This is a genomic window from uncultured Jannaschia sp. (assembly GCF_947503795.1).
Classification (GTDB): domain Bacteria; phylum Pseudomonadota; class Alphaproteobacteria; order Rhodobacterales; family Rhodobacteraceae; genus Jannaschia.
The window spans coordinates 1,645,803-1,663,384 of record NZ_CANNEZ010000001.1 but is presented as its reverse complement, the minus strand read 5'-3'; the positions used below and the strand labels follow the sequence as shown (position 1 = coordinate 1,663,384).

General features: G+C 68.7%; 16 protein-coding genes and 1 tRNA gene. 16 read left to right on the top strand and 1 reads right to left on the bottom strand.

All coding sequences use genetic code 11. The features are described 5' to 3' along the window. Window positions 1-89 precede the first annotated feature (89 nt). Window positions 90-833, top strand: coding sequence for a UMP kinase (pyrH, locus tag Q0833_RS08705; protein ID WP_298432718.1), 744 nt, complete (start codon window positions 90-92; stop codon window positions 831-833). Window positions 834-1,097: 264 nt separating this feature from the next. Here the strand turns inward: pyrH and Q0833_RS08700 are convergent, their stop codons facing one another. After that, window positions 1,098-2,117: a Hint domain-containing protein gene (locus Q0833_RS08700; protein WP_298432713.1), complete on the bottom strand. Its 1,020-nt coding sequence runs from the start codon at window positions 2,115-2,117 to the stop codon at window positions 1,098-1,100. Window positions 2,118-2,243: 126 nt separating this feature from the next. On the opposite strand from Q0833_RS08700, the gene frr reads away from it, so the two are divergent. The 15 genes from frr to Q0833_RS08625 all read left to right on the top strand — a co-directional run bounded on the left by frr (window position 2,244) and on the right by Q0833_RS08625 (window position 17,580). Continuing rightward, the gene (gene frr, locus Q0833_RS08695; RefSeq protein ID WP_298432711.1) at window positions 2,244-2,798 is read left to right on the top strand and encodes a ribosome recycling factor; all 555 of its coding nucleotides are present in this window, start codon (window positions 2,244-2,246) and stop codon (window positions 2,796-2,798) included. 96 nt (window positions 2,799-2,894) lie between these two features. After that, on the top strand, window positions 2,895-3,611 hold the full coding sequence (uppS, locus tag Q0833_RS08690) for a polyprenyl diphosphate synthase (protein ID WP_298432650.1): 717 nt from the start codon (window positions 2,895-2,897) through the stop codon (window positions 3,609-3,611). Next, window positions 3,608-4,492, top strand: coding sequence for a phosphatidate cytidylyltransferase (locus tag Q0833_RS08685; RefSeq protein ID WP_298432647.1), 885 nt, complete (start codon window positions 3,608-3,610; stop codon window positions 4,490-4,492). Before uppS ends, Q0833_RS08685 begins: the two co-directional genes overlap by 4 nt. Continuing rightward, window positions 4,492-5,655 carry a 1-deoxy-D-xylulose-5-phosphate reductoisomerase gene (gene dxr / locus Q0833_RS08680; protein ID WP_298432644.1) on the top strand — a complete coding sequence of 388 codons (1,164 nt, stop codon included), beginning with the start codon at window positions 4,492-4,494 and terminating at the stop codon, window positions 5,653-5,655. The genes Q0833_RS08685 and dxr overlap by 1 nt, the downstream gene beginning before the upstream one ends. An 18-nt stretch (window positions 5,656-5,673) precedes the next feature. Then, window positions 5,674-7,008: an RIP metalloprotease RseP gene (gene rseP / locus Q0833_RS08675; RefSeq protein ID WP_298432641.1), complete on the top strand. Its 1,335-nt coding sequence runs from the start codon at window positions 5,674-5,676 to the stop codon at window positions 7,006-7,008. Between the two features lie 382 nt (window positions 7,009-7,390). Continuing rightward, window positions 7,391-9,754 (top strand): outer membrane protein assembly factor BamA, encoded by a 2,364-nt coding sequence (bamA, locus tag Q0833_RS08670; RefSeq protein ID WP_298432639.1) that lies wholly within the window; start codon window positions 7,391-7,393, stop codon window positions 9,752-9,754. Beyond that, window positions 9,754-10,395, top strand: coding sequence for an OmpH family outer membrane protein (locus Q0833_RS08665; RefSeq protein ID WP_298432635.1), 642 nt, complete (start codon window positions 9,754-9,756; stop codon window positions 10,393-10,395). Before bamA ends, Q0833_RS08665 begins: the two co-directional genes overlap by 1 nt. A 64-nt stretch (window positions 10,396-10,459) precedes the next feature. Continuing rightward, entirely contained in the window at window positions 10,460-10,921 is a 462-nt protein-coding gene (fabZ, locus tag Q0833_RS08660; RefSeq protein WP_298432632.1) for a 3-hydroxyacyl-ACP dehydratase FabZ, read from the top strand. Beyond that, the gene (lpxA, locus tag Q0833_RS08655) at window positions 10,918-11,712 is read left to right on the top strand and encodes an acyl-ACP--UDP-N-acetylglucosamine O-acyltransferase (RefSeq protein WP_298432629.1); all 795 of its coding nucleotides are present in this window, start codon (window positions 10,918-10,920) and stop codon (window positions 11,710-11,712) included. The genes fabZ and lpxA overlap by 4 nt, the downstream gene beginning before the upstream one ends. Beyond that, entirely contained in the window at window positions 11,709-12,608 is a 900-nt protein-coding gene (locus Q0833_RS08650) for an LpxI family protein (protein ID WP_298432626.1), read from the top strand. Before lpxA ends, Q0833_RS08650 begins: the two co-directional genes overlap by 4 nt. Continuing rightward, complete coding sequence (lpxB, locus tag Q0833_RS08645; RefSeq protein WP_298432623.1) at window positions 12,605-13,744, top strand: lipid-A-disaccharide synthase; 1,140 nt, start codon at window positions 12,605-12,607, stop codon at window positions 13,742-13,744. Before Q0833_RS08650 ends, lpxB begins: the two co-directional genes overlap by 4 nt. Window positions 13,745-13,783: 39 nt before the next feature. Continuing rightward, window positions 13,784-13,860: transfer RNA gene (locus tag Q0833_RS08640), tRNA-Arg, on the top strand. Window positions 13,861-14,319: 459 nt separating this feature from the next. Then, window positions 14,320-14,781, top strand: a complete 462-nt coding sequence (locus Q0833_RS08635) for a (2Fe-2S)-binding protein (RefSeq protein WP_298432620.1) — start codon at window positions 14,320-14,322, stop codon at window positions 14,779-14,781. Window positions 14,782-14,784: 3 nt separating this feature from the next. Further along, the gene (locus Q0833_RS08630) at window positions 14,785-16,965 is read left to right on the top strand and encodes a xanthine dehydrogenase family protein molybdopterin-binding subunit (RefSeq protein WP_298432617.1); all 2,181 of its coding nucleotides are present in this window, start codon (window positions 14,785-14,787) and stop codon (window positions 16,963-16,965) included. Between the two features lie 12 nt (window positions 16,966-16,977). Further along, window positions 16,978-17,580, top strand: a complete 603-nt coding sequence (locus tag Q0833_RS08625; protein ID WP_298432614.1) for an Isoquinoline 1-oxidoreductase subunit — start codon at window positions 16,978-16,980, stop codon at window positions 17,578-17,580. Window positions 17,581-17,582: the final 2 nt, after the last annotated feature.

Here is a 17,582-nt window from a genome sequence, read left to right as displayed (position 1 = left end):
TTCACGTCAATCCGATGGCCCCCCAAGCCGGTTGCCCCGCCTTGGCTATTCCGCCATACGTGGCGCCGCAACTGCGCGGGGGTCTTCAGATGTCGGATGTCGTCACCGAAGGGAAGGCCGCCACGCCCGTCCTGCGCCGTGTCATGCTCAAGATCTCGGGCGAGGCGCTGATGGGCGACCAGGGCTTCGGCCTGCATCCCCCCACCGTCGAGCGCATTGCCCGCGAGGTCCAGTCCGTCCAGGAGATGGGCGTTGAGGTCTGCATGGTGATCGGCGGCGGCAACATCTTCCGCGGGCTTCAGGGCTCGGCGCAGGGGATGGAGCGGACGACGGCCGACTACATGGGAATGCTGGCGACGGTGATGAACGCGCTGGCGATGCAGGGCGCGCTCGAGGCGCTGGGCCTGCACACGCGGGTCATCTCGGCCATCCCGATGGACCAGGTCTGCGAGCCCTATATCCGTCGCCGCGCGGTGCGGCACCTCGAGAAGAAGCGCGTCGTGATCTTCGCGGCGGGCACCGGCAACCCCTATTTCACGACCGATACGGCCGCGACGCTGCGCGCGTCCGAGATGTCCTGCGAAGCGATCTTCAAGGGCACCAAGGTCGACGGCGTCTATGACAGCGACCCGGTCACGAACCCCGACGCCAAGCGCTACGACCGGATTTCCTATGACGAGGTGCTGTCGAAGCATCTGAAGGTCATGGATGCCTCGGCCATCGCGCTGGCGCGCGAGAACGGGCTGCCGATCATCGTCTTCTCGCTGGACGCGCCGGGCGGCTTCCGCTCGATCCTCGCCGGCGAGGGGACCTATACGCGCGTCGAGGGCTAGGTCCGGCAGGGCGTACCGCTCGACGCCCCTCTGTCTCGCGCGTCATATCGCCCCTCCGTCGCCGATTGCGGGGTCTCGCGCCGGTCCTGGATCACGGTCGACAGGCGCCGTCCGTCCGGTTCCGGAGCCGGCTCGCCACCTGTGCCGCCATCACAGACAAGGCCCGGCGGATTGTATGCCATTCGATGCTCGGCCGGACCCGACGCGGATAAACCCGCTTCGTCCGGGCTTGGACCCGATGACGCCTTCGCCCCGCCACCGCGCCTAGGCCGGCGGTTGAAGCGCGCGGCCGTTCTTGCGGTGGCGCGCGATCAGCCGGTCCGCGCGGGGGGTGGGCGGGATCGTCCGGGCCGGGTCGCCCGCGGCCGCGAGGGCGCCAAGTGCGGCCACCGCCTGATCCCCGGTCAGCAGCGTCTCGGTCCAGCAGCCTTCGGCGAGGATCAGTTCGTGCTGCGCGCATAGCAGGTGGTAATAGGCGACCGATGCGGCCCCGTCGGCCTGCCGGATCGCGATGCCGTCGACGAGGCGCTTGGCCGCGACCAGCACCTCGGCCCGGCCGAACATCCGAGACACGATGGGCGAGTCGAGCAGCACGCGGTGCTGCGGCGAGAGGCGCAGGGTGGCCGAGGGACGACCCTGCCCGAGGCTGCCGGGCGCGAACTCGATAGGGGCGTGCCGCCCCGCGCGCACCAGTTTGCGGCGAAAGACCGAGCGGAGGGTCTGCGCCCCGTGGTCGCGCGTCAGAACGTGATCGCCCGGACGCAATCTCTCGACCGGGACGGGTCCGGTCGGTGTGGCGATGGCGGTGCCCGCGGCGAAACAGGCGACGGTGGTGTTGTCGATCGAGTTGCCGGTTCTCGAGCCGGAGAAGTCCGAGCGGATAAACCGGGTGAGTTCGATGGACCGGAAGTCGAGACCATCGAGCGCGTTGTCGACGTCGCGCACGAAGACATCGCCGATGGTCGTCTGGAGGACCGCGATCTCGACCAGCCGCGACGTGCCGTCGGTCAGGAAGACGAGAGCTTCGAACCGGGAGGTCGAGTCGAGCTCGTAGCTTTCCTGACCGAAGCCCACGTCGTAGGTCAGGAAGTCCGGGTCGGAGTCCCCCGCCTGCGCCTCGTTGTCCTGGATCGCGCCGTCGCCGTCGCGATCGTTCTCGATCACCTGCGTGAGGGTCAGGTCGTCGTACCGCCCTTCGAGCGAGCGCGCGTTTTCCGTCACGAAGTTCGACTCGTCGGTATCCACGTCGGCGAAGGTGCCGAGAAAGATCATGTTGACGGTCATGGCGGTCTCCGCTGCGGTCGGGCAGGGATCGCAGCACTTCCTGAACATTCGGTGAACGGTGCCTGCCGACTTCCCACCCGCGCCGCGGGGGGCTATAGCGTCCGAAACGACCGGGAGCGCACGAGAATGGCCGACGACTTCGACCTCGACACCGCCGATCTGGAGCGCCGGATGGATGGCGCGATGGCCAACCTTCGGCAGGAATTCGGAAGTCTTCGGACCGGACGCGCCTCGGCCTCGATGCTCGAGCCGGTGATGGTGGACGCCTACGGCTCGCCCACGCCGATCAACCAGGTCGGCACGGTCAACGTGCCCGAGCCGCGGATGGTGACGGTGAACGTCTGGGACAAGAGCCTCGTGGGCAAGGTCGAGAAGGCGATCCGCGAGAGCGGGCTGGGCATCAACCCGCAGCTCAACGGCACGATCATCATGCTGCCGATCCCCGAGCTCAACGAGGAGCGGCGACGCGATCTGACGAAGGTCGCCGGTCAGTACGCCGAAGGCGCGCGCGTCGCGGTGCGCAACGTGCGCCGCGACGGGATGGACCAGATCAAGAAGGGCGATCCGCCCGAGGACGACCGCAAGATGTGGGAGCAGGAGGTCCAGGAGATGACCGACCGCTACATCAAGGCGGTGGACGACGCGCTGGAGGCCAAGCAAGGCGAGATCATGCAGGTCTGAGACGCCGCCGACCGGCGTCTCACCGACGGGATTAACCATCCGTCGCGCCATTCATGCTAAGCCGCCCCGACCGACCGCCGACCCGAGGACCCACCCATGACCGACGCTCCCACTGGCCCGCGCCACGTCGCGATCATCATGGACGGCAATGGCCGATGGGCGCAGCAAAGGGGACGGCCGCGTCTGCTGGGGCACCGCGCCGGCGCCCGCCGGGTCCGCGAGATCGTCGAGGCCTGTCCGGATTTCGGGGTCGAGTACGTCACGATCTTCGCCTTCTCGACGGAGAACTGGAAGCGGACGCAGGCCGAGGTTTCGGGTCTGATGACGCTCTTCCGGCGCTATATCGAGGGCGAGGCGCAGAACCTCCTGAAGGAAGGCGTGCGCGTGCGCTTCATCGGCGACCGCGTGCGGCTCGACAAGAAGCTGCGCGACCTAATGCATTGGATCGAGGCGCTGACGGCGCATAACGCGAAGGTCAATTTGACGATCGCGCTGAACTACGGCGGCCGCGACGAGGTCGCGCGTGCGACCAAGCGGCTGGCCCGCGACGTGGCGGCGGGGCGGCTCGACCCCGAAGACGTCTGCGACGAAACGCTGCCGCGCTATCTCGACACCCATGTCCTGCCGGACCCGGACCTCGTGATCCGCACCAGCGGCGAGGCGCGGATCTCGAACTTCCTGCTCTGGCAGTCGGCCTATGCGGAATACGAGTTCGTCGACACGCTCTGGCCCGACTTCACGCGCGCGCGCTTCGAGGAGGTGCTGGCGCGCTACGGCGGGCGCGACCGCCGCTTCGGGGGTGTCCGGGCGTGACCGACGAGGACCGCCTGCACGAGGTGCCGCCGGACCGGCCGGAAGCCGAACCGCCGCTGCTCGATTTCGGCGACGTGCCCCTGGTCGAGCCGCAGGTCGCGGGCCGGTTCCAGGATCTCGCGCCGCGCCTGACGACGGCGGTCCTCCTTCTGGTGGTGGGCGGTGTCGCGATTTGGCTGGGCGGCGTCTGGTTCGCGGCGCTGATCTCGATCTGCGTCGGCCTCATGCTCTGGGAATTGGCGACGATGGTGCGCACCGGCCCCAAGCGCGCGCGCCTGATGGCGTTGGTCGGGGGCGGGGCGCTCTTCGCGTCGAATTTCATGCCGATCGGCTTTGCGCTGCCGCTTCTGATGGCGGTCCCGATGGTGGCCGTCGCCTTCATCCGCGCGCATCGCCGCATCGTCGTCAGCTTCTCGGCGGCAATCGTCCTGGCCGGGCTCAGCCTGATGGAGCATCTGACGAATTTCGGGTTGGCCTGGATGCTGTGGCTGATCGCGGTCGTCGTGATGTCTGACGTGGCGGGGTACTTCGCGGGGCGGATGCTGGGCGGGCCCAAGTTCTGGCCGCGCGTCAGCCCCAAGAAGACCTGGTCGGGCACCATCGCCGGATGGATCGGCGCGGGGTTCGTGGGCGTCGTCTGGATGATCTGGCAGGACGCGGGCGCCGAGACGATCGGCATCTCCGTCGCCCTCGCCATGATGGCGCAGATGGGCGACATCGCGGAAAGCGCGGTGAAGCGGAAGATGGGCGTCAAGGACAGCTCGCACCTCCTGCCGGGGCATGGCGGGCTGTTCGACCGGTTCGACGCGATGCTGGGCGCGGCCCTGATGCTGCTGGTGATCGAAAGCCTGTCCGAATTCCCGCCCATTCCGGGGGTCTGATGCGACGCATCTCGATCTTCGGCGCGACGGGCAGCGTCGGGCAAAACACCATCGACCTGATCGCGCGCGACCCGGAGGCTTACGATGTCGTGGCGCTGACGGGGGCGGGCAATATCGCGCGTCTGGCGGAGGATGCGATCCGACTGGGCGCCGAGGTGGCGGTGACCGCGGATGCCGACCGTCTGGACGATTTGCGGGCCGCGCTGGCGGGCTCCGGTGTCGAGGCGGCGGCCGGGGCGGACGCGCTGGCCGAGGCCGCCGACCGCCCCACCGACTGGATCATGAGTGCCATCGTCGGTTCGGCCGGTCTGGTGCCGGGGCTGCGCGCGCTGCGCCACGGCACCACGCTGGCACTGGCCAACAAGGAGAGCCTCGTCTGCGCGGGGCCGCTTCTGCTGGCCGAGGCGGCGCGCCACGGCGCGACCATCCTGCCCGTCGACAGCGAGCATTCCGCCGTCTTCCAGGCGCTGGTCGGCGAGAACCGGGCGGCGGTCGAGCAGGTCATCATCACCGGATCGGGCGGCGGGCTGCGCGACTGGCCGCTAGAGCGGCTGTCCGACGCCACCCCCGAGGAGGCCGGGACCCATCCGAACTGGGACATGGGCCAGCGGATCACGATCGATTCAGCATCGATGTTCAACAAGGCGATGGAGCTGATCGAGACGAAGGAGTTCTTCGGGCTGCCCGCTGAGCGCATCGACACGGTGATCCACCCCCAGAGCCTCGTCCACGCGCTGGTGCAATTCGCGGACGGCGCGCTGATGGCGCATCTGGGCGCGCCCGACATGCGTCACGCCATCGGCTATGCGCTCAACTGGCCCGAACGGCGGCACCTGCCGGTCGACCGTCTGGACCTGGCGCGCGTGGCCTGCCTTGACTTCCACGCCCCCGAGGCGGCGCGCTATCCCGCGCTCGACCTGGCGCGCTGGGTGATGAAGCGGGGCGGGCTGTCGGGCGCGGCGTTCAACGCGGCCAAGGAGGCGGCGCTCGATCTCTTCCTCGACCGCGCGATCCGCTTCACCGACATGGCGCCCACCGTCGAGCGGGTGCTCGAGGCGATGGATCGGGCCGGTTGCCTTGATGCTGCCGAATTGAACCTCGATATGGTGCTTCAAACAGATCGCGATGCCCGGGCGCGCGCCCGCGCCATCGCCCAGACCTGAGCAGGAAGACGAATTTCCATGGAAGCCAGCCTCATACCGCAGTTCGGTGGTGTCATCGGAACGCTTGCGGCCTTCGTCGTCGCGCTCTCGATCATCGTCGCGATCCACGAGTACGGCCACTACATCGTCGGGCGCTGGTGCGGCATCAAGGCGGACGTGTTCTCCATCGGTTTCGGCCCGGTGATCTGGTCGAAGATGGACCGGCACGGCACCAAGTGGCAGCTCGCGGCGCTGCCGCTTGGCGGCTACGTCAAGTTCCGGGGCGACGCCAACGCGGCCTCGGTGGGTGCGGACGGTACCGTCTCCGAAATGTCCGAGGCCGAGCGGGCGACCACCATGACCGGTGCGTCGCTCTGGCGACGCGCGGCGACCGTGGCGGCGGGACCGGTCTTCAACTTCATCCTCTCGATCCTCGTCTTCGGGGGCTTCGTTCTGTTCGCCGGGCAGGCCGTCGAAGATGCGGTGGTCGGCGAGCTGAAGGATCTCCCGACCGAGGTCGTCACCCTGCAGGAGGGCGACGAAGTCGTCACCATCGCGGGTCAGCCCGTATCCAGCATGTCGGAGCTGACGCAGGCCGCGCGTGACCTGCCGGCGGCGCCGACCGTGCCCTACGAGGTGCGCCGCGACGGCGAGATCATCACCGTCGATGCCGCCCTGCCGATGCCGGCCCGCGTCGAAGTGGTGCAGCCGAAATCGGCGGCCTGGGACATCGGCCTGCGGCCCGGCGACGTGATCCGCGCCGTGGACGGCACCGAAATCCACTCCTTCGCCGAGCTGCAATCGGCGGTCGCGGCGGGCGAGGGCGCGCCGCTGGCCCTGTCGGTCTGGCGCGACGGCGAGATGCTGGACTTCGTCATCGCGCCGCGCAGCATGGACCTGCCGCTGCCCGAGGGCGGGTTCGAGACGCGCTACCTGATGGGCATCTCGGGCGCGCTGTTCTTCGATCCGGTGACCGAACGCGCCGGCCCGCTCGAGGCGGTCAGCTACGGCGTGTCGCAGACCTGGGATATTCTCGCGGGGTCGATCTCGGCGCTGAGCCACATCATCACCGGCCAGATCAGCACCTGCAATCTCTCGGGACCGGTCTCGATCGCCGAGATCTCGGGCGCGGCGGCCAGTCAGGGCTTCTCGAACTTCATCTGGTTCATCGCGGTCCTGTCGGCGGCGGTGGGGATGCTGAACCTCTTCCCGATTCCCGTGCTCGACGGCGGGCACCTCGTGTTCCACGCCTATGAGGCGGTGACCGGCAAGCCGCCCTCGGACGGCGCGGTCAAGGTGCTGATGACGCTCGGCCTCGCGATCATGGGCGCGCTGATGGTGTTCGCGCTGTGGAATGACCTGACCTGTCCCTGACGGGTCACGGGCGGGACGTCGCCGGGCAACAAAATGGCCCAAAGGTCGCCCCAATCTCGCCCCGTTTCGCCGCCATCCCGTGAGGACCAACCTCAAGGGTGATTCACATGCGGCATATGCAGAACGGATATCGTGGTCTCTCGGTCTTCATGGGCCTGAACATCGATCGCTTTCTGTCGGTCTTCGCGATCGCGGCCGCCATGGTCCTGGCAGGTTGGGTTCAGTCCTTCTGAGGCTGGCGTGACAGGGCTCCCCCCGGCCCGACATCGCGAGAACGCACATCGTGTCAAAGGCCCCTCCGCGGGGCCTTTGGCGCTTTGACAACCTACCGGCCCTTCGGTAGTGACTCGACGCAAGACGAGTTGGGACGGTGGGGACGGATATGGTTGACGATGGCAAGGTCCTCGACGGGGTCGGTCGGGGGCAGATGGCTTCGATCCGGAACACGCTCTCGACACTTCGTATCGCTCTGATCGGGCTGGCTCTCGTCCTTTTGGGCGCGGTTGCCGCCGAAGCGCAGACCTTCCGCTTCAACACGGTCGACATCCAGGGCAACCAGCGGATCGAGGATGCCACGATCCTGCAGCAGCTCGGCGTCGCGCGCGGGGCCGCCATCAGCGCGGGACAGCTCAACGACGGGTTCCAGCGCCTGCAGGCCTCGGGCCTGTTCGAGACGGTCGAGATCGTGCCGCAGGGCGGGAGCCTGCTGGTCATCGTGCAGGAATACCCGACCATCAACCGCATCTCGATCGAGGGGAACCGTCGCATCGACGACGATGACCTCCGCACGCTGGTCACCAGCCAGCCGCGCCGCGTCTACAATCCCGCCGTGGCGGAGCGTGACGCCGCGAGCATCACCGAGGCCTATTCGCAGGCCGGGCGCCTGTCGGCCACGGTGCAACCCAAGATCATCCGCCGCAGCGACAATCGCGTCGATCTCGTCTTCGAAGTGTCCGAAGGCCGCGTCTCCGAGGTCGAGCGCCTGAGCTTCGTGGGCAACCGCGCCTATTCCGACCGCCGCCTGCGCCGCGTCCTCGAGACGACGCAGGCCGGTATTTTCCGGGCGTTGATCGGGTCGGACACCTTCGTCGCCGACCGGATCGCCTTCGATAGCCAGCTTCTGCGCGACTTCTACCTGTCGCGCGGCTATGCCGACTTCCAGCTTCTCTCGGCCACGCCCGAGCTGGCACCGGGTCGCGACGCCTACTTCCTGACCTTCCGCATCCAGGAGGGGCAGCAGTTCCGGTTCGGTCAGGTCAACGCCGTCTCGGACCTGCCGCAGATCAACGTGCCCGAATACCAGGACGCGATCCGCGTCGGCCGGGGCGACATCTTCTCGCCGCAGGCGATCGAGCGCACGATCGAACGGCTCGAGCTTCTGGCGACGCGGCAGGGCCTGACCTTCATCCGCGCCGTGCCGCAGATCACCCGAAACGACCGCGACCTGACGCTGGACGTGGACTTCGTGCTGGAACGCGGCGATCGCCTGTTCGTCGAGCGGATCGACATCGAAGGCAACGCGACGACGCTGGACCGCGTCATCCGCCGTCAATTCGACACGGTCGAAGGCGACCCCTTCAACCCGCGCGAAATCCGCGCCACCGCCGAACGCATCCGCGCGCTGGGGTATTTCAGCCAGGCCGACGTGACGGCGCGCGAGGGCACCGGTCCCGAGCAGGTCATCGTCGATGTCGATGTAGAGGAACAGCCGACCGGTTCGCTGGGCTTCGGCCTCAACTATTCCGAGCAGAGCGGCGCGGGCGTATCGCTCAGCTTCTCCGAGACCAACTTCCTCGGGCGCGGGCAGGTCTTCTCCTTCGCGTTCGACACCGGGTCCACCAGCTCCTCGTCCAACCTGACCTTCGTCGAGCCGTTCTTCCTGAACCGCGATCTCGCGCTGTCCTTTTCGATCTTCTACACCGAGACCGACAGCGCCAGCCTGACCTTCAACACCCGCACGGCCGGCTTCCGCACGGGGCTGGAATTCCCGGTCGGCGAGTTCAGCCGGCTGTTCGTGGGCTACACCTATACCGACGACAAGCTCAGCCCGCGCTCGGGCACGACGGTCCTGTCCGACATCCTCGTGCAGGATCTCGGTAGCACGACCACGTCCTCGGTGCTCTACAACTATTCCTACAGCACGATCGGGCGCGGTCTCGACCCGTCCCGCGGCATCCGCGCCCAGTTCGGGCAGGAATTCGCAGGGCTCGGCGGCGACGCGGAATTCGTCAAGAACACCTTCGAACTGACCGGGCAGGCGGCCGTCCGCAACGAGGAAATCGTGCTGGCCGCCACCCTCGAAGGCGGCGCTCTGGTTTCGGGGGGCGGCACGAACTCGACCCAGGGGAACCGGTTCTTCAACAACCAGTCGATCATCCGGGGCTTCGAATCCGGTGGCATCGGCCCGCGCGACCTCAACGCGTCGAACGGCGCGCTTGGTGGCAACTACTTCGTCGCCGCCCGCTTCGAGGCGCAGTTCCCGCTCGGGTTCATTCCCGAGGAATATGGCCTGTCGGGCGCGGCCTTCGTCGACATGGCGTCGGTCTGGGGCCTCGACAACGTCAACGGCGGCCCCGCGGGCGCGAACCCGGTGGATGACAGCTTCTTCCTCAACTCCGCCGTCGGCGTCGGCCTCCTCTGGGACACGCAGATCGGCCCGCTCCGCTTCAACTTCACGCGGGCGATCAACAAGCGCACCTACGACCGCGAGCAGACCTTCGACCTGACGATCCAGACGCGGTTCTGATGCGCGGCCTCCTGGTCGCGCTGGCGCTCGGCCTCGGGAGCGGGGCGAGCGCGCAACAGGCGATGCCGCAGCCGCAGGTCGGCATCCCGCAATCGGCGGTTGTCGTGCTCGATCGCGACGCGCTCTACCAGAACAGCCGGTTCGGCCAGCGTGTCGCCCGCGACATCGAGGCCGCGTCCGACGAGCTGTCGCAGGAGAACCGCGCGATCGAAGCCGCGCTCGAGGCCGAGGAGCAGGCGTTGACCGCCCGCCGCGCCAACGAGACGCCGGACGCGTTTCGCCAGCTGGCCGCGGCCTTCGACACGCGCGTCAACGAGATCCGTGCCACGCAGGACGCCAAGGCCCGCGCGATCACCCAGCAGAACGAGCGCGCGCAGGCGATCTTCTTCGAGCAGGCGAACCCCGTGCTGGTGGATCTCGCGCGCGAGACGGGCGCGCTGGTGATCCTCGATCGCCGCTTCGTGCTGGCCAGCAGCGACCAGGTCGACATCACGGCGCTGGCCGCCGAGCGGGTCGATGCCGTGCTGGGCGAAGGCGAGCAGGTCGAGACCGCGCCGCCGCAGCCGCGTCCCGTGCCCGACGCGCCCGCCGTGCCGGAGGAGTCGCCGGCCCCCGATGTCGCCCCGGCCCCCGACGACTGAGCCGCCATCGCTTGCGCGCCTCGACGCCCGCACGTAAATCCGACGCGACCCAAGGGAGCCCCGCATGACCGAGATCGCCACGGACGCCGACATCCACATGATCCAGCGGATCATTCCGCATCGCTATCCGTTCCTGCTGGTCGACCGGGTGCAGGAGATCGTCGCCAACACCAGCGCCGTCGGCATCAAGAACGTCACCTTCAACGAGCCGCATCTCCAGGGCCATTTTCCCGGCGCGCCGATCATGCCGGGCGTCACGATCATCGAGGCGATGGCGCAGACGGCGGCGGTGATGGTGGGGGTGTCCAACGATCTCGCCGACAAGAACTTCCTCGTCTATTTCATGGGGATCGACGGCGCCAAGTTTCGCCGCAAGGTTATCCCCGGCGACGTGCTGGAGCTCAAGATCGAGGTCACGCGCGGCAAGCCCGGCGCCAAGGTCTGGCGCTTCCGGGGCGTCGGCAGCGTCGGGGGCGAGATGGCCGCCGAGGCCGACTTCACCGCCATGATGGACCTGCCGAAGTGATCGACGCCAGCGCCCGCGTTCATCCCTCCGCCCTCGTGGAGGAGGGGGCCGTGATCGGGCCGGATTGCATGGTCGGCCCGTTTTCGATCATTGGCGCGGAGGTGCGTCTGGCCGAAGGGGTCGAGATCAAGTCCCATGTCGTCGTCACAGGCGACACGGAGATCGGCGCGGGCACCGTCATCTTCCCCTTCGCGTCCATCGGTGAGATCCCGCAGGACAAGAAGTTCGGCGGCGAGAAGACGAAGCTGGTGATCGGCGCGCGCAATCGCATCCGCGAGCATGTGACGATGAACACCGGCACGGCGGGTGGCGGCGGCGTCACGAAGGTGGGCGATGACGGGCTCTTCATGGCGGGCTGTCACATCGCCCATGACGTGATCGTCGGAGACCGCGTGATCGTGGTGAACCAGACGGCGCTGGCCGGACACTGCATCGTCGAGGACGATGTCATCATCGGCGGTCTTTCGGGCATCCATCAGTTCGTGCGGATCGGCCGCGGCGCCATCATCGGCGCGCTGTCGATGGTGACGAACGATGTGCTGCCCCATGGCCTTGTCACCGGGCCGCGGGCCGAACTCGACGGGCTGAACCTCGTGGGTCTCAAGCGGCGGGGTGTGGCACGGGCGGATATCCAGGCGCTGCGGGTCGCGTTCCTGACGCTGAAGCAGGGCGAGGGGACGTTTCTTGAACGCGCACGCCGTCTCGGCGACGAAAGCGAGAGTTCCTACGTTCAGGACATGGTCGAATTCATCACCGGCGCCAGCGACCGGTCGTTCCTGGTGCCGAAGTGACGCGGACGGCGCTGATCGCGGGGCAGGGGGCGCTGCCCCGGACCCTCGCCTCGGCGCTGGCGGGCACGGACTGGTTCGCCTGCCATCTCGACGGGTTCGCGCCCACGGGCGTCGGTCAGTCGCGCGGCTTCAGGATCGAGACGCTTGGGTCCCTCATCGCCGACCTGCGCGCCGATGGCGTGACGCGTGTTTGCTTTGCCGGCCGCATCGCGCGGCCGCCGCTGGACCCGGGCGCGGTCGATGCCGCGACGCTGCCGCTGGTGCCGCGCATGATGCAGGCGTTGCAGGCGGGGGATGACGCGGCGCTGCGGACCGTGATCGCCTTCTTCGAGGAGGCGGGGCTGGAGGTCGTCGGCGCGCAGGATCTGCGCCCCGACCTGCTCGATCTGCCGACGTCGGGCGATCCGTCCGAGCGCGACCTCGCCGATATCGCACGCGCGGCCGAGGTGCATCGCGGGCTGTCCGAGTTGGATATCGGGCAGGGCTGCGTCGTTGCGGGCGGGCAGGTGCTGGCCGTCGAGGCTGCGCCGGGCACGGACTGGATGCTGGCGAGCCTCGCACGACGTCCCACCGCGCCGCGCCCGGCCTCCGGCGGCGGGATCTTCGGCGGCGATCTCTTTGGCGGGGCGGCGGACTGGCTGTCGGGCGGCGGCCCCGCGCAGGGAATGCCTGAGTTCGCGCGGCCCGAGGGTGGTGTGTTCTTCAAGGCCCCGAAGCCCGGGCAGGACCGCCGCATCGACCTCCCCGCGATCGGGCCGCAGACGGTGCGCGCGGCGGCGGCGGCGGGGCTGAACGGCATCGCGGTCGAGGGCGGTGGCGTGCTCGTGCTGGAGCGTGATGACGTTGCGGCCCAGCTCCGCGCGACGGGGCTCTTCCTCGCATCGTGGAGCCCGTGACCCATCTCTTCCTGATCGCGGGCGAACCCTCCGGCGACAAGCTGGGCGCGGCGCTGATGGCCGGGCTCAAGACGCTCGACCGCGATATCCGGTTCAGCGGGGTCGGCGGGCCCCTGATGGCGGCCGAAGGGCTGGAGAGCCTGTTTCCGATGGAGGTGCTGTCGGTCATGGGGCTGGCCGAGGTTCTGCCGCGCCTGCCGGACCTGCTGCGTCGCCGCGATCACGCCGTCGCCGCCATCGCCACGGCCGCGCCCGACGCGCTCATCACCATCGACAGCCCCGATTTCTGCCTGCGGGTCGCCGCGCGCGCCAAGGCGGCACGGCCCGACCTGCCCGTGATCCACTACGTCGCGCCCTCGGTCTGGGCTTGGCGCCCCGCGCGGGCCGAGCGGATGGCGCGCGTCGTGGACCATGTGCTCGCGCTCCTGCCGTTCGAGCCGCCCTATATGGAGGCAGCGGGCATGACCTGCGACTTCGTGGGGCACCCTGTCGTGGCCGAACGGCAGGCCACGGCGGACGAGATCGCCGCGTTCCGGGCTGAGCATGACCTGGGTGACGCACCCGTCGCGCTCGTGCTGCCGGGGTCGCGGCGTGGTGAGGTCGCACGGCTGGCCCCGGTCTTCGGCGAGGCGCTGGCCAAGCTGCCGGACGGCGCGCGTGTGGTGGTCCCGACCTTGCCGCATCTCGAGGCGGGGTTGCGCGACGCGGCCCGAAGCTTGCGCGGCACGCCGATCGTCACCTCCGATCCGACGGCCAAGCGGGCGGCCTTCGGAGCGGCGCGCGCAGCACTCGCCGCGTCGGGGACGGTCAGCCTGGAGCTGGCGGCGAGCGACACGCCCATGGTGATCGCCTACGACATGAACTGGTTCAGCCGCCGCATCCTGTCGCGGCTCTTGCGGATCGACACGGTGACGCTGGTCAATCTCGTGAGCGAGACGCGAGCGGTGCCTGAATTCCTCGGCGATGCCTGTCGGCCCGGTCCGGTGGGCGACGCGCTCGAGCGGCTGATGCGCCTGCCGTCCGAGCGCGAGCGGCAGCGCGAGGCGCTGGACCTGACCATGGAGCGGCTGGGGCGTGGCGGCGACGCCCCTGGCCTGCGCGCCGCCCGCTCGGTGATGGCGCGGCTGGCGAAGTGACTTGCGGGGGACGGGGCTCTCGGCTACTTCGCGCCTGAGGCACCCATAGCTCAGCTGGATAGAGCGCTGCCCTCCGAAGGCAGAGGTCTCAGGTTCGAATCCTGATGGGTGCGCCAATTCCCTTTCAGATCAGACCGTTGCGCGGCGATATTCATGTGGTGATGCCTCGTCCGACCGTCCGTGAGGCCGGACATTGACGTCTTGGGGAGAGGTTGCGAGGGCCGGTCGATACCGCACCCATGCGCCGATCTCAGCGAATCCGCGTCGAGCCGGTCTCTTGCACAACCGACCCCGATCTTCGGGTCCGGCTCGATCAGGTTTCTATCGCATTGGCCTGATTGCATAATGGGTACAGGCGCGAACGCCGCCGTTGCAAAGCTCTCTCAGAACCCGATCGGTTTTGCGTTCCGGCCTTTACGAGGATCGTCCGGCCGCGGTCCACGCGGTCCTGCCGCAAGTCGGCGGATCGGGCCGGAGCCCGCGCGGGGGAGCGGGTCCGTGCCGAACGTGCAGCCTGCGGTTGAAGCAGTCGCCGCGCGGTCTACCGTCACCCGATAAGCCTCGGAGGGCATTCCATGAGCATCAACCTCACCGTGAACGACAAGGACGTGACGCTGGACCTCGATCCGGACACGCCGCTTCTCTGGGCGCTTCGTGACGAGCTGCGCCTGACCGGGACGAAATTCGGCTGCGGCATCGCGCAATGCGGAGCCTGCACCGTCATGCTGGACGGCCAGACGCGGCGTGCCTGCGTCACCCCGATCGGCACGCTGGACGGCGCCTATGTCCAGACCATCGAGGCGCTTGACGGCCCCGAGGCCGAGGCCGTGCAGGCCGCGTGGATGGAGGTGAACGTGCCGCAATGCGGCTATTGCCAGTCGGGGCAGGTCGTCACCGCCACGGCCCTGTTGCAGCAGATCCCCAAGCCGACCGACGAGGAGATCGACCACGCGATGGCCGGCAATCTCTGCCGCTGCGCCACCTATGTCCGCATCCGCCAGGCGATCCGCCAGGCCTCCGATGCGCTGGAGGCCTGAACCATGCATCCCCTGACCAAACTCGCCTTCGCACCGACGCCCTCGCGGCGCAGCTTCCTGACCGGTTCGGCCGGCCTGATCCTCGGCCTGCATCTCGCCGGACGGGGCCGCGCGCAATCGGCGCCGGTCCAGATGGCCGACGGCTCGTTCGCGCCCAACGCCTTCATCCGGGTGTCCCCAGACAACACCGTCACCGTGCTCGTGAAGCATATCGAGATCGGGCAGGGCGCGAATACGGGCCTGCCGATCCTCGTGGCCGAGGAGATGGACGCCGACTGGTCGCAGATGCGGGCAGAACAGGCGCCGTCGGACCCGGTGATCTATGCCAACACCGCCTTCGGCATCCAGGGAACGGGCGGCTCCACGGGTCTGTCCAACAGCTACATGACCATGCGCCAGGCCGGGGCGGCCGCGCGCGCGATGCTGGTCTCGGCCGCCGCCGACGACTGGGGCGTGGCCGCGTCAGGCATCACGGTCGAGAAGGGGGTCGTCGCCCATGCCGGGAGCGGCCGGTCCGCCACCTTCGGCGAGTTGGCCGAGGCCGCGGCCCGCGCGCCGGTGCCGGTCGATGTCGCGTTGAAGGACCTCGCGGACTTCACTCTGGTCGGCGGTGAGGGCGTCATGCGCCTCGATTCCGAGGCCAAGACCAAGGGCACGGCGCAGTTCACGATCGACGTCTTCCGCGACGGCATGCAGGTCGTCGCGATGGCGCATCCTCCGAAATTCGGCGCCACGGTCGCGTCGGTCGACGATGCGTCCGCGCTGGCGGTTGCGGGCGTCAGCGCGGTCCGTCCCGTGCCGTCGGGCGTGGCCGTCTATGCGGACAACACCTTCGCCGCCTTCAAGGGCCGCGACGCGCTGGTGATCGAATGGGACGAGAGCGGCGCCGAAATCCGCTCCTCCGAGCAGATGATCGCGGACTTCTCGGCCGCGCTGCGCGACGATCCCCTGACCTTCGAGGAATCGGGCGATCTCGACGGCGCGCTGGAGGGCGCGGCGCAGGTGCTCGAGGCGGAATACGTCTTTCCCTACCTCGCACATGCCGCGATGGAGCCGCTCGACGGCGTGATCGAGCTGACCGAGACAGGCGCCGAGATCTGGTCGGGGATGCAGATCCCGACGACCAGCCAGGGGACCATGGCCGCGGTGCTCGGCCTCGACCAGTCGGCGCTGGCGATCAATACGATGTATACCGGCGGCAGCTTCGGCCGCCGCGCCACGCCCGACAACCACTTCGCCGCGGAACTGGCGAATGTGGCCAAGGCCGCGGGTCCCGGTGCCTACAAGCTGGTCTGGACGCGCGAAAACGACATGCGCGGCGGCTACTACCGCCCGCTGACGATCCACAGCTTGCGCGGCGGCCTCGATGCCGACGGCAATATCGTCGGCTGGGAGAACAACATCGCCAACCAGTCCATCATCGCGGGCAGCGCGTTCGAGATGATGATGCAGGACGGGTTGGACCCGACGGCCTTCGAAGGGTCGAACCATCTGCCTTACGATCTGGGCGCCACCCGCATGGGCTGGAAGCAGGTCGAGGCGGGCGTGCCGGTCCTCTGGTGGCGGTCTGTCGGGCATACGCATACGGGCTACGCCGTCGAGACGTTCCTCGATCAGCTTCTGGTCGCGGGTGGCAAGGACCCGGTGCAGGGACGGCTCGACCTGATGAAGGGCGACCGGCCGCGTGACCGCGCCGTGCTGGAGCGGGTGGCCGAGATGGCCGGCTGGGACGGTCCCGGTAGCGGCGATCGCCGGATGGGCGTCGCGGTCGTGCGCAGCTTCGGCAGCTACGTCGCCCAGATCGCCGAGGTCGAGGATCGCGGCACCGGCGTCCCGAATGTCACGCGCGTCTGGTGCGCCATCGATTGCGGCCTCGCCGTCACGCCCGACGTCGTGCGCGCGCAGATGGAGGGCGGGATCGGCTACGGTCTCGGCTCGATGCTCTTCGACGAGATCACGCTGGGCGAGGGGGGTGTCGTGCAGCAGTCGAACTACGACGATTATCGCATTCTGCGGCTGAACGAGATGCCGCAGATCGAGGTCGCCATCCTCGACAGTCCGGAGCTGCCGACCGGCGTGGGCGAGCCGGGCACGCCGCCCATCGCCCCCGCCGTCGCGAATGCCTTGCGCGCGCTCATCGGCACGATGCCGACCCGCTTGCCGTTCCGCGCCAACAGCGTCTGAGGAGAAGATCCCATGAAGATCACGACATGGCTTACGGCGCTCCTTCTGGCGGGGGCGCCCGCCCTCGCGCAGGACCTCGCGACCGAACTGGCCGGACCCGACAGCTTCGCCGGGATCGAGGGGGACGAGGCGCGGGCAGCCGCGTTGTTCGGCGAGATGGCCAAGGTCATCACCCATCCCCGGTGCATGAACTGTCACCCGGTCGGCGCGTCCCCGCTGCAGGGTGACCTGATGGAGCCGCACCAGCCCCCGGTCGTGCGCGGCGTCGCGGATATCGGCGCGGTCGGCATGGAATGCACGACCTGCCACGGGTCAGAGAATCTGACCTATGTCAGTGGCGAGGGGTCGATACCGGGACACGAGCCCTGGCATATCGCGCCCGCGTCGATGGGATGGACGGGGCTGTCGGTGGCCGAAATCTGCGTGCAGCTGAAGGACCCCGCGCGCAACGGCGACCGTACGCTGGCCGAGATCCACGAGCACAATGCCGAGGACGGGCTGGTGGGCTGGGCATGGGAGCCGGGCGACGGCCGCACTCCGGCGCCGGGCACGCAGGAGCTGTTCGGTCAACTGACGCAGGCATGGATTGACGCGGGCGCGCATTGCCCGACCTGATC